Genomic DNA, 12,463 nt, shown 5'->3' on the forward strand with positions numbered 1-12,463 from the left:
AGTTGACTGACAACACAGCCGCAGAGGTAACCGTCAAAGACGGCGTAACCTATCACAAGTACGATGTCGTAATCATTGGCGCTGGTGGCGCCGGAATGCGTGCAGCGATTGAAGCCGCCCCAAAGGCACGCACCGCGGTAATCACCAAACTGTACCCAACCCGATCACACACCGGTGCGGCGCAGGGCGGTATGGCCGCTGCCCTTGCCAACGTGGAGGAAGACGGTTGGGAGTGGCACACCTACGACACTGTTAAGGGTGGCGACTATCTTGTAGACCAAGACTCGGCAGAGATTCTCGCGAAAGAAGCGATTGAAGCGGTTATTGACCTTGAAAACATGGGTCTGCCGTTTAACCGCACCCCAGAGGGAAAGATCGACCAGCGTCGATTCGGCGGTCACACCGCAGAGCACGGTAAGCGTCCGGTGCGCCGTGCGTGCTACGCAGCCGACCGTACAGGGCACATGATTTTGCAGACCCTGTACCAAAACTGTGTAAAGCACGAGGTGGAGTTCTTCAACGAGTACTACGCACTCGATCTTGCAATGACCGAAGATGCGAACGGTCAAAAGCGTGTGTCGGCTGTTATCGCCTACGAGCTTGCAACCGGGCAACTGCACGTATTCCAGGGCAAGTCATTCGTGTTTGCGACAGGCGGTTTCGGTAAGATCTTCAAAACCACCTCGAACGCACACACCCTCACAGGTGATGGTGTCGGTATCATTTGGCGCAAAGGCCTGCCACTGGAAGACATGGAGTTTTACCAGTTCCACCCAACAGGCTTGGCGGGTCTGGGCATTCTCCTCACAGAGGGGGCGCGCGGTGAGGGCGCAATCTTGCGTAACGCCAGCGGTGAGCGTTTCATGGAGCGTTATGCGCCAACCATTAAAGACCTCGCACCGCGCGACATTGTGGCGCGTTCCATGGTGCAGGAAGTGCTGGACGGTCGTGGCGCCGGGCCACACAAAGACTATGTCTACCTTGACTGTACCCACCTTGGTGCAGAGGTGCTTGAAACCAAGCTGCCAGATATTACGGAGTTTGCCCGCACATACTTAGGTGTCGATCCGGTTGTTGAGCCGGTGCCGGTTTACCCAACCGCACACTATGCAATGGGTGGGATCCCAACCAATAACGACGCAGAAGTTTTGCAGGATAACGACACCGTTGTGCCCGGCCTGTATGCCGCAGGTGAGTGCGCTTGTGTGTCTGTGCACGGCTCGAACCGTCTCGGCACCAACTCACTGCTCGATATCAACGTCTTTGGTAAGCGTGCCGGAAATAATGCTGCCGCTTACGCTAAAACAGCAGATTTCGTGCCGCTGCCGAACGACCCGACCAAAAACGTCCGTGAGTGGGTTGACCGTCTGCGCCACACAACCGGCACTGAGAGCGTTGCGGGCATTCGCCGTGAGCTCCAGGAAGCAATGGACCAGGGCGCACAGGTGTTCCGCACCGAAGAGTCACTAACCGCTGTGCTTGAAACTATCCGCAGTTTGCGCAAGCGCTATGAAAACATCGCTATCCACGACCGCGGTCAGCGCTACAACACTGACCTGCTTGAGGGGATCGAACTCGGATTCCTGCTCGATCTTGCAGAGATTCTGACGTTTACCGCCCGCAACCGGAAAGAAAGCCGGGGCGGTCACATGCGTGATGACTATCCAAAACGTGACGATGTGAACTACATGAAGCACACTATGGCTTACAAGGTTCAGGCAGACTCAGAGCTGCCTGAAGACCGCATCCGTCTTGACTGGAAGCCAGTGCGCATGACTCGATACGAGCCACAGGAGAGGAAGTACTAATGAGCACCGCAACAGTAGACGCTCAGAGTGTTGAGACGGCTGAAGCCGTTGAAGCTGCGGCACCAGAAGCCCCGCAGCCGTTCACTGTCACCCTCCTAGTGCGTCGCTACAACCCAGAAGTGCGTGAAGACGCCTACTGGGAAGACTTCGACGTTGAAATGTATCCGACAGACCGGATCCTTGACGCACTGCATCGCATCAAGTGGGAGCAAGACGGCACCCTCGCGTTCCGTCGCTCGTGCGCACACGGTATCTGCGGCTCAGACGCTATGCGTATCAACGGTCGCAACCGCCTGGCGTGCAAGACCCTGATTAAAGATCTTGACATCAGCAAACCGATCTACGTTGAAGCGATTAAGGGTCTGCCACTTGAAAAAGACCTCATCGTCGACATGGAGCCGTTCTTCGATGCGTTCCGCGCTGTGCAGCCGTTCCTGCAGACTGAGGCGAAGCCTGAGGGTGGAAAAGAACGCCTGCAGTCAATTGCGGATCGCGAGCGGTTTGATGACACCACCAAGTGCATTCTGTGCGCAGCCTGCACCACTTCATGCCCAGTATTCTGGACCGACGGCCAGTACTTTGGCCCGGCAGCGATCGTGAATGCGCACCGCTTCATTTTCGACTCCCGTGATGAGCAGGCTCAGGTGCGTCTCGACATCTTGAATGAGACCGAGGGCGTCTGGCGCTGCCGCACCACCTTCAACTGTTCAGAAGCCTGCCCGCGCGGTATTCAGATTACTAAGGCGATCGCCGAGGTTAAGTCTGCGCTGGTGTCTGGCAAAGTGAAGTAGTCGTAGACTATTCAGCACCGTTTGCTAGAAATAGGCTGAACTGTTTGCAATAACCGCTGCTGGGGAGAGTTTCCCAGCAGCGGTTTTGTTGTGAGACGGTAAGCGCAGCATTTTCAAAGACCGCTAAAATGTCAGGGTGACTAAGACCAATGACACAGCAGCGACTGCGGGCGCAGAAACAGCCAACCACGGCAAATCATTGAAAGACAAAGTACTGGCGCTCGTTGAGAAACTACAGCGCTCACGCCCGTTACGCGCAAACACGAACCTCACCGAAAATGGTGGCGAGGTGCTGTCTGCCGGCATGAGTTTCCAGGCACTTTTTGCAGTCTTTGCCGCCCTCTGGGTTGGGTTCAGCAGTTTTGGTTTCTACCTGCGCAGACAGCCGGAATTGCTGAAAGCGCTGATCGAAAATCTAGACACCCTGATTCCTGGCCTGTTTGGCGAGGGTGGTGCGATTGACGTCCAAGACCTGCTCGATAGTCCGGCGCTCGGCTGGTCAAACGCGATTGCTATTGCCTCTCTGTTTCTATTGGTGCTTACTTGGTTCAACAGCACCCGCTCTTCAATTCGTCTAATTAACGGGCTAGATGCCGTCCCCGGTCGGAACGGCATTATATTGAAGCTGCGCGATCTGCTGTTTGCAGTTGGTTTTGGGGTGCTCATTCTACTGTCGTCAGTGCTGTCGATCAGCTCTACCGCGGTGCTAAATTTCATTGAAAACCTCGAAATCCTGCCCGCTGACTCGTGGATTTTCGGCGGTCTCGGCACCCTCCTACGCTTTGGCACAATGTTCTTACTTAACTGGTTCGTGCTGTTTGCCATTCATAAATGGCTGGCTGAGCTCAAGATTCCAGCTAAGCGCATTTGGTTGGGCACGATCCCAGGCGCTATCGGGCTCGTAGTGCTCACCGTGCTCGGTTCTTCCCTGCTCGGCGGAGCATCTAGAAACCCGCTGCTCGCTTCCTTTGCGGTCATTGTCGGTTTGCTGCTCTGGTTCAACTTCATTTGCCGTGTGCTGCTGTTTACCGCGTCTTGGATCGCTGCCGGCGAAGATAAATCCTGCGGCCTGCCCGCTGCGCTGCGCGAAAAAGATTTAGAGCGGGCGCACTCTGAAGAAACTCTCGCCAACGCAGGTATCGCCTACACTGGAGCAGAGTCTGGTGCGATTGACATCAACAGCATTGAGCCCGCTGCCCGAGTAAAACGCTAGACCGCAAGCAGTTTGTGGATCGCGGTTTCCAGCTCGACAAGCAACCCCTCAGCCGCCTTTTTTCGCTCGGCAACTGTGCCCTCAGTGACGCACACATCAATGTAGAGTTTCAGTTTTGGCTCTGTGCCACTCGGGCGCACCATGACACGGCTCCCACCAGCAAGATCAAAACGCATAACGTTTGCGCGCAGTGTGCTCTCCGGGTGCTCAGCAAGATCCTGATAGTTGACTACCGAAACAGTGCCAAACTGTTCTGGTGGATTTTGTCGCAGCCTTTCCGCGAGAGCTAACACCGCCTCAGACGACTCGAGTCGCACAGTAACTTGAGTGCTTGCGAATGCTCCAAACAGCTCGTAGGCGGCGTCGAGCTCATCCCATAAAGTTTTGCCCTGCGCGTGCAGTGCAGTCAGCATTTCAGTGGCTGCGACAGCTGCCGAAATGCCGTCTTTATCACGAATTATGCTGGGGTTGACAAGATACCCCAAGGCTTCCTCAAAACCGAAGATCAGGCCGGGCACGCGCGACACCCACTTAAAACCAGAGAGGGTTTCAAAGTATGCGAGCCCGTAGTGGTCAGCCACAGTCTTGAGCGCGGGGGAAGAGACGATTGTGCAGGCGAGCGCCGGTTGCGGCTCAAGAGCCGATAGCGCAAGACCCTTTTCGGCGGCCCTGGCAGCAGCCTGGCGTGCTGCACGCCAGCCCAAGAGGAGGCCAAGCTGATTGCCGGTTAACATTTTCCAGCGGTCAGTTTTGGCTCCGTTAGCATCGCGTTCAGGCAGTGCGATTGCGAGGCGATCCGCGTCAGGGTCGTGGGCGATAATCGCGTCAGCGCCCACGAGCCTGGCGCGGGTGATGGCCAAATCTAGCGCTCCCGGCTCTTCTGGGTTTGGAAAGGCAACGGTTGGGAAGGTGCCGTCAGGCTCCACCTGCTCGGGCACGAGCTCAAGCTCTGGCAGGCCCGCAGCCGCAAATAAAGACACCGTTGGGGCGGTTCCGACACCGTGCATCGCCGTATAGACGAGCTTCGGATGGACTGCGGCTCCCTGCTGCTCGGCGTCGAGCACTGATTGCGCCGTAGCCCGCAGATAAGCGTAGATGATTTCTGCACCCACAAGCTGCACTCCGTCTGCGTTGCGAGGGTAGTCACTAATTGGAGTGGCGGCTACCTCATCAATAAACTCTGCGATTAAATCGTCAGCCGGTGGCACAATCTGCGATCCTGCATCAGCGTCACCAAGATATACTTTGTATCCGTTATCGTTTGGTGGGTTGTGGCTCGCGGTGATCATCACCCCAGCCGCAGCGTTTAAATGTCGCACAGCGAACGCGGTTACGGGAGTCGGCAGTGGGCCCGGCAACAGATGCGCATCAAACCCGGCGCCAGCAAAGATTTCTGCGGCATCACGGGCAAATATCTCTGAGTTTTTACGCGCATCAAAGCCGATAACAACGCGTTTTTTTGCAATCTCACCCTGCATAAAGCGCAGCTGTAGAAACTTCACGAAACCGGCGGTTGTTTGCTGCACAACCACCCGATTCATACGCTGCGGCCCCGCACCAAGCTCAGCCCTAAGACCTGCGGTGCCAAACTTCAGTCTGCCGGAAAAACGCTGCGTAAGATCGTGCGCTGCGGCCCGATCCTCCCCCAAAGCCTGATCGAGCAGAGCCTGTAACTCAGATGCTGTCGTAGGATCGGGGTCGGCGGCGATCCACTCGCGGACGCGAGTTAGCAGTTCTTGGGCGAGTGTCATGTGCGGCCTCTCGTTATTAAGTGCATGAATAGTGCAGCGTGTGTTGCGAGTTATGGCAGCCGGTGCACAATTTTGGTGAGCAGCTCACTCAGGCGAGACTCAGCCGCTTTGCCTGCGGCAATAACCTCTGCATGGCTGAGCGGTTCATCCTGCAAACCCGCAGCCGGGTTGGTGACAAACGAAAGCCCCAAAACCTTTAACCCGAGAGAGCGAGCTGTGATAGCCTCTAGCGCGGTAGACATGCCAACCGCGTCAGCGCCGATCGTCTGTAAGTAGCGAATCTCTGCAGGTGTCTCAAAGTGTGGGCCGGGCAGCTGAGCATACACGCCCTCGCGCAGCTCCGGCGCCACCTCGCGAGCAATTGCGCGCAACTCTAGAGCGTAAAGATCGGTCAGATCAACAAACTCTGCGCCCTTCAGCGGGCTGACGGCGGTGAGATTTAGATGGTCACTGATCAGCACAACCTCACCAACCCCGTAGTCCGGGTTGACTCCGCCAGCGCCGTTGGTGAGCACGAGAGTTTCAACGCCTGCGGCATGTGCAGTGCGCACACCGTGCGCCACCGCATCAACCCCGCGCCCCTCATAAAGGTGGGTGCGCGCCCCAATAATTAGCACATTGCGGCCGTCAGGCAGACGTAAAGCGGTGAGCTTGCCGGAATGGCCTATTACACCATTCGCATGAAAACCCGGCACCTCAGAGGCCGGCACCTCAGCAATAATCTCACCCATCGCCTCGGCGCTTTTGCCCCATCCAGAGCCCAAAGTGAGGGCAATATCAAACTTTTTAACCCCGCTTTTTACAAGCAAAGTCTTGGCAGCTTCTGCTGCGAGGGCACTATTTTCCTGCTGTAAGTCACTCATATTTAGAGCCTAAACCCCCTTCCTATGAGTTGCTAGCGCTGCTGCTTGGTTTCTCTAATTTGGCTGCCGCTGAGGCCGGCAAACACAGCCGACAAACACGGTGTCGCAAGCAAAGTAGACTGATTAGTATGGGAAACAGTGAGCGCAAGCATCGGATTGTGATCCTGGGTGGCGGCCCGGGCGGGTATGAGGCAGCTTTCGCAGCGGCACAGCAGGGGGCTGAGGTCACCCTCGTAGAGCGCGCCGGTGTTGGTGGCTCAGCGGTGCTCACAGACGTCGTGCCCTCAAAGAGTCTGGTTGCAACCGCAGACGCTGTCGCCGCTGTGCGTGAGAGTGAACAGCTCGGTGTGCAAACCACAGTGCCCGGCGCAGCAGGTAAACCAGTGCGACCAGAGGTTGTTGTAAACTTCGCAACCATCAACAAACGTCTTATGTCTATGGCAGCAGCACAGTCGGTAGATCTGCAGCACATGCTCGAAGAAGACGGCGTGCGCATTGTGCACGGAGAGGGGCGGATCGAAGCACCTGGCACAGTTGTTGTCGCCACAGCCAAGGGCGGGAAAGACTTTGACACTATTACGGCAGACACTATTGTGGTTGCCGTTGGCGCAAGCCCGCGCGAGCTAGACTCAGCAAAACCAGATGGTGAACGCATCCTCACATGGAAACAGCTCTACGATTTGAAAGAGCAGCCGGAGCACTTAATCGTCGTTGGTTCGGGTGTAACCGGCGCTGAATTTGCAAGCGCCTACCGCATCCTCGGCAGCGAGGTCACGCTGATATCGAGCCGTGAGCAGGTGCTCCCTGGTGAAGATAAAGACGCGGCAGAGCTAATCCAAAACGTTTTTGAGAGATCGGGTATGCACGTGCTCTCAAGGTCGCGCGCCGACAAAGTTGAACGCACCGCAGATGGCGTGCGAGTGACCCTCGCAGACGGGCGTGAAGTATTCGGTTCACACTGTCTTATGGCCGTTGGCTCAATCCCAAACACTGCCGGTATCGGTCTTGAAGAACTCGGTGTGCAACTGACAGAGAGCGGGCACATTAAGGTCAACCGTGTCGCCTCGACAAACGTCCCTTCAGTCTATGCAGCGGGCGACTGCACCAACTTTTTCCCGCTCGCATCGGTCGCGGCAATGCAGGGACGCACCGCCATCATGCACGCTATGGGTGACGTGGTGCGCCCAATCGATCTGCGCAATGTCGCATCAAACGTTTTCACCTCACCGGAGATCGCAACCGTCGGATACTCTGAGCAAGATTTAGAGGATCTCGGTGAGCTGCACACTCGATCTGTGGTGCACAAAATTCCGCTCGGCGTAAACCCGCGAGCAAAAATGTCGGGTGTCAAAGACGGTTTCGTCAAGATCATTGCCTCAAAGCGCACAGGCGTTGTGCAAGGCGGTGTGATCGTCGGGCCGCGAGCGAGCGAACTCATCTTTCCGCTCGCGCTCGCGGTTGAGCATATGCTCACAGTAGACCAGATAGGCAGCGCCTTTGCTGTCTATCCTTCCATGACCGGTTCAATTAGTGATGTGGCGCGTGATTTGCATGTTCGATAGTTTTTCAATCCAAAAGAAATCAGGGCGCATTATTGCGCTCGCTATGGCTGGCTTGTTGGCGGTAGGGGTGGCAGGTTGCAGCCCCACCAAGCCGGAGGTAACAGCCTCTGCGGAGGGGGTGACCGCCGCGGTTGAGGTGAGCGCTGTAGACAACGCATACTATCCGCAAACTGTGACAGTTAAAGTCGGTGAGGCTGTGCGGTGGACGTTTGACGGCGGTGCCAAACACGACGTTGTTGCAGCTGATGGCTCTTTCGTGAGTGAGCTGCAAAAGGGTGGCTCATTCACACACGTTTTCACCGAGCCCGGCAAATATGACTATGACTGTTCGATCCACCCAGAGATGCGCGGCACAGTTATTGTCGAGGAGTAAACGCTACGAGATTAGTCGGCGCTGGTAGAGCCCGCGTCACGGCGCACACGGCGCCCGATGCGGCGCACACGCCCGGTCTTCGCTGTTCCCTTCGCAGCAGCTCCTGCTGCCTGTGCGCTGCGGCTCTGCTCAAACACTGTGGCGGCATCGAGCCCAGACTCAGAAGTTTCAAGCCCGAGGATTGGCTCGGCGAGTGGCAGCTCGACCCTGAAGGTTGCGCCGCCGCCCTCGGTCTCAATGCAGCGGACTGTGCCGTTGTGAGCATCAACAATAGAGCGCACGATTGAGAGCCCCAATCCGCTGCCACCGGTTTCACGGTTGCGGGAGGTGTCTGCGCGCCAGAAACGATCAAAAATTTTGTCGCGAATCTGTTCTGGCACGCCGTCTCCGTGATCACGAATCTCAAAAACGGCGTGCTCTCTACTGCAGGTGACAAACACCTCAATCGGAGTGCCCTCATTAGTGTGGCGGAGCGCGTTACCGATTAGGTTGGTCATCACCTGACGAATTTTGTGTTCATCGCCAAGCGCTCGCGGGTTGTGCGGGCACTCAATCGCGGTGATCACACGATTTGGTGCCTGTGCCATACCGTCGAAGGCGGCATCGCGTGCAAACCTGTTTAGGTCAAGCGGTTTTAATTCAAGCTCACGTTTCGCGTCAAGCCGTGCCAGGTTGAGCAGATCTTCAACGAGTGAGGTCATGCGGATCGCTTCCTTCTCGATACGATCCATAGCCTGCTCTATATGCTCAGTCTCCTGCAGCATACCCATCCGGTACATTTCTGCGTAGCCGCGCAAAGAGACCAGCGGCGTGCGCAGTTCATGGCCGGCATCACCAACAAAGCGGCGCATTTTATCGATTGTTTCGGCGCGCTCATTAAAGGCGTTATTGATCTGGTCGAGCATCACGTTTAGTGACGTTCCCACATGGCCGACCTCCGTGTTTGGCGACGCCACATGAATACGTTTGGAGTAGTCACCGCGTGCGATTTCTCTAGCGGTTCGTTCAACCTCAGTGAGCGGTTCGAATGCAGCAGAGACGAAGATCCGCGTGAGCGCTGCGCCCAACAGAATCACCGCAATCCCAAAACCGGCGAAGATGCCAATATATTGCGCAGCAACCTGTTCGATTAGTTCGGTGGATCCGGCAACAAGCAGATAACCATCGATGTTGCCAAAGGCTGAGCCATAGACAGGAACCACTACGCCGCGCCAAACGACGCCATCATCGTCGGTGAAATGGACGATTTGGTCTATCTCACTGGGGCTCTCCTCGATGTCGAGGTCGTTATCATTGCCCTGCGGGAAACCGCCGCCAAGTCCGTGACCGCCGGGGGAGACCGCTTCTATCTGCAGATCATCAATCTCAAGATGTTCGATCTCGGGCAGCACCGCAGCCTCAGAGTTTCGATTGTCGTAGAGAAAGTCTCCCTCCGCATCAAACATAGCTACGTAGTTGCGCCCCGGCGCATAAATCACATCGTTCCGGGTTATCTGATCCTGCTGCGCCCCGGGTTGCAGGGCGCTCACAGGGTTATTGCTGATAGCTCTGAGCTCAGTATCTTGGTTTGCGTAGAGTGAGGGTTTCAGCAGTGACATTGTGCCGACACCAGCAACCAACAGGCCGAGGCTCAAAATCAGCACCGTCACACCGGTCATTTTGGCGCGCAGAGGCACATCAGCCCAGCGCTGCAGCAGTGACCGATTAGTTTTAATCTTCATCAACCTTCAGCATGTATCCAAAACCGCGCTTTGTTTGAATCAGTGATTCCTCAGTGAGCGGATCAAGCTTGCGTCGCAGATACGAGATATAAGACTCAACGATGCCAGCATCGCCGTTAAAATCGTACTCCCAAACATGATCGAGGATCTGGGTTTTTGACAGCACGCGGTTTGGGTTCTGCATCAGATAACGCAGCAGTTTGTATTCAGTCGGGCTGAGCTCAACAGAATTATCACCGACCTGCACTTCATGGGTGTCCTGATCCATGCGGATCGGCCCGATAGTGAGTGCGGTGTTGTCCTCTTCGGGCACAGTGCGGCGCAGAATTGCTTTAATGCGGGCAATGATCTCATCGAGGCTGAACGGTTTAGTAACGTAGTCATCGCCACCAACGCTTAAACCTTTGACCTTATCTTCCACATCATCTTTTGCGGTTAAGAACAGGATTGGGGAGGTGTAGCCTGCCTCCCGGAGCCGCTCGGTTACGCTAAAGCCGCTCATGTCGGGGAGCATCACGTCGAGCAGGATGAGGTCTGGTTCCTCTTCCAACACGGCAGAGATGGTCTGTGCGCCGTTTACAACCGCGCGCACACCGAACCCAGCGAAGCGCAAACTGGTCATTAGCAGTTCGCGGATGCTTGGCTCATCATCAACGATTAGGATTCGTGGACCTTTATTTTGCTGTGGCATAAGCTTAGTTTCTTATAGTTACCTATGAGTCTGCTGAATATTTGGCAGCCAGGTCTTGAACTGTCAGCAGCTCATAGGCGTAACCCTGTTCGGCGAGAAAGCGCTGCCTGTTTTGCGCAAAGTCCTGGTCTACTGTGTCGCGTGTCACTAGCGTGTAGAAGTGGGCCTGCTTGCCGTCTGATTTCGGGCGCAGAATACGCCCGAGCCGCTGCGCCTCCTCCTGACGCGAACCGTAGCTGCCTGAGATCTGGATCGCGACAGACGCCTCAGGCAGATCGATAGAAAAGTTAGCAACCTTTGACACCACAAGAGTCTGCACTCGCCCCGCTCGAAAGGCTGCAAACAGTTCTTCACGATCGCTCGTTGGGGTTTGCCCGGTAATTAACGGCACGTCCAAGGCCTCGGCTATCTGCTCGAGCTGGTCAATATACTGACCAATAATAAGGGACTGCTCACCGTCGTGGTGGGCTAAAATTTCCCGCGCAATATCTATCTTCTGCCTTGCGGTAGAGGCGATCCGATAGCGTTCGCGATCCTCTGCAGCGGCGTATTGCATTCTGGTATCGGCGTCGAGATCGATCCGCACCTCAAAACAGGTTGCCGGGGCGATGAACCCAGCGGCGGTCAGCTCATGCCACGGCACATCGAAACGTTTTGGCCCGATGAGACTGAAAACGTCACCCTCCCGACCGTCTTCGCGCACGAGTGTGGCGGTCAGCCCGAGGCGGCGTCGCGCCTGCAACTCGGCGGTAAGTTTGAACACAGGAGCCGGCAGCAGGTGCACTTCGTCGTAAATTATTAGCCCCCAGTTTTCGACACTCAGAAGCGATAAATGCGCATAGTTGCCGCCGCGTTTTGCGGTCAGAATCTGGTACGTCGCTATCGTAACGGGTTTTATTTCCTTGACTTCGCCTGAATACTCACCGATGTCATCGGGTGTTAGATCGGTGCGTCGCAATAGCTCTTCTCGCCACTGCCGGGCACTTACTGTGTTGGTCACTAGGATCAGTGTTTTTGCTGAAACTTCGGCGATTGCGCCAGCGCCGACAAGAGTTTTTCCAGCGCCGCACGGCAGCACAACAACGCCCGAGCCGCCGCGAGTAAACGCTGATACGGCCGCACGCTGATAGTCACGCAACTGCCAATCATTCTCTACCAGGGCGACAGCGTGCGGGTCACCGGGGGTGTATCCCGCATGATCTGCCGCAGGCCAACCGCGCTTTAGAAGCTGCTGTTTTAGCTCGCCACGCGCCCAGTCTGAAACCTCATAAGTGCTTTCGTTGCGTTCACGCAGCAACAGTGGCGCGATCTTTTTATCGGTTACCACCTCGCGCAAAATGTCTGGTCTGTCACTTCTGATGAGCAGCGCGCCCTCTGCATCACGCACGATCTCGAGTTTGCCGTAGCGTGCAACAGTGTCGCAGATACTGTTTTTAACTGCCTCCGGAATCGGAAACTTTGCGTAGGAATTAAGTGTGTCTAGTATTTCTTCGGCATCGTGCCCTGCGGCGCGTGCGTTCCACAGCCCGAGACGAGTGATGCGATAGGTGTGAATATGTTCCGGTGCGCGCTCAAGCTCGGCAAACACGGCCAAGGCTTCTCGTGCAGCGCCCGCCTGTGGGTGATAGGTTTCCAACAACACAGTGTTGTCGCTCTGCACGATTAGCGGGCCAAAACTCATAACTATCCA

The 12,463-nt window shown here is 56.0% G+C and carries 10 protein-coding genes; 5 read left to right on the forward strand and 5 right to left on the reverse strand.

From position 1 onward, the window contains the following. The first annotated feature begins 2 nt into the window (after positions 1-2). The 3 genes from sdhA (at position 3) to HCQ99_RS04985 (ending at position 3,812) form a co-directional block, all read left to right on the forward strand. A complete protein-coding gene (gene sdhA / locus HCQ99_RS04975; protein WP_166986811.1) occupies positions 3-1,808 on the forward strand; it encodes a succinate dehydrogenase flavoprotein subunit in 1,806 nt (601 codons plus the stop codon). Further along, positions 1,808-2,599, forward strand: coding sequence for a succinate dehydrogenase iron-sulfur subunit (locus tag HCQ99_RS04980; protein WP_166986814.1), 792 nt, complete (start codon positions 1,808-1,810; stop codon positions 2,597-2,599). The genes sdhA and HCQ99_RS04980 overlap by 1 nt, the downstream gene beginning before the upstream one ends. 136 nt (positions 2,600-2,735) lie before the next feature. Beyond that, complete coding sequence (locus HCQ99_RS04985) at positions 2,736-3,812, forward strand: YihY/virulence factor BrkB family protein (RefSeq protein ID WP_166986817.1); 1,077 nt, start codon at positions 2,736-2,738, stop codon at positions 3,810-3,812. On the opposite strand, the gene HCQ99_RS04990 is transcribed toward HCQ99_RS04985, so the two are convergent. Together HCQ99_RS04990 and HCQ99_RS04995 are read right to left on the reverse strand one after the other, a co-directional pair. Next, positions 3,809-5,563, reverse strand: a complete 1,755-nt coding sequence (locus HCQ99_RS04990) for a phospho-sugar mutase (protein ID WP_166986821.1) — start codon at positions 5,561-5,563, stop codon at positions 3,809-3,811. The two genes, HCQ99_RS04985 and HCQ99_RS04990, sit on opposite strands and share 4 nt — an antisense overlap. A 50-nt stretch (positions 5,564-5,613) precedes the next feature. Next, entirely contained in the window at positions 5,614-6,426 is an 813-nt protein-coding gene (locus HCQ99_RS04995) for a purine-nucleoside phosphorylase (protein WP_166986824.1), read from the reverse strand. A 128-nt stretch (positions 6,427-6,554) separates the two neighbouring features. On the opposite strand from HCQ99_RS04995, the gene HCQ99_RS05000 reads away from it, so the two are divergent. Continuing rightward, positions 6,555-7,988 carry an NAD(P)H-quinone dehydrogenase gene (locus HCQ99_RS05000; protein ID WP_166986827.1) on the forward strand — a complete coding sequence of 478 codons (1,434 nt, stop codon included), beginning with the start codon at positions 6,555-6,557 and terminating at the stop codon, positions 7,986-7,988. After that, positions 7,978-8,361 carry a cupredoxin domain-containing protein gene (locus tag HCQ99_RS05005; protein ID WP_166986830.1) on the forward strand — a complete coding sequence of 128 codons (384 nt, stop codon included), beginning with the start codon at positions 7,978-7,980 and terminating at the stop codon, positions 8,359-8,361. Before HCQ99_RS05000 ends, HCQ99_RS05005 begins: the two co-directional genes overlap by 11 nt. A gap of 11 nt (positions 8,362-8,372) precedes the next feature. Here HCQ99_RS05005 and HCQ99_RS05010 read toward each other — a convergent pair whose 3' ends face one another. From HCQ99_RS05010 to HCQ99_RS05020, 3 genes are read right to left on the reverse strand one after another with little or no spacing between them, the layout of a single operon-like run. After that, on the reverse strand, positions 8,373-10,082 hold the full coding sequence (locus HCQ99_RS05010; RefSeq protein WP_166986833.1) for a sensor histidine kinase: 1,710 nt from the start codon (positions 10,080-10,082) through the stop codon (positions 8,373-8,375). Beyond that, a complete protein-coding gene (locus HCQ99_RS05015) occupies positions 10,072-10,773 on the reverse strand; it encodes a response regulator transcription factor (RefSeq protein ID WP_166986836.1) in 702 nt (233 codons plus the stop codon). Before HCQ99_RS05015 ends, HCQ99_RS05010 begins: the two co-directional genes overlap by 11 nt. A 22-nt stretch (positions 10,774-10,795) precedes the next feature. Continuing rightward, positions 10,796-12,454, reverse strand: coding sequence for a DNA repair helicase XPB (locus HCQ99_RS05020; protein ID WP_166986839.1), 1,659 nt, complete (start codon positions 12,452-12,454; stop codon positions 10,796-10,798). Positions 12,455-12,463: the final 9 nt, after the last annotated feature.

Origin of the sequence: Canibacter zhoujuaniae (assembly GCF_011752015.1) — a bacterium.
Classification (GTDB): Bacteria; Actinomycetota; Actinomycetes; order Actinomycetales; family Microbacteriaceae; genus Canibacter; species Canibacter zhoujuaniae.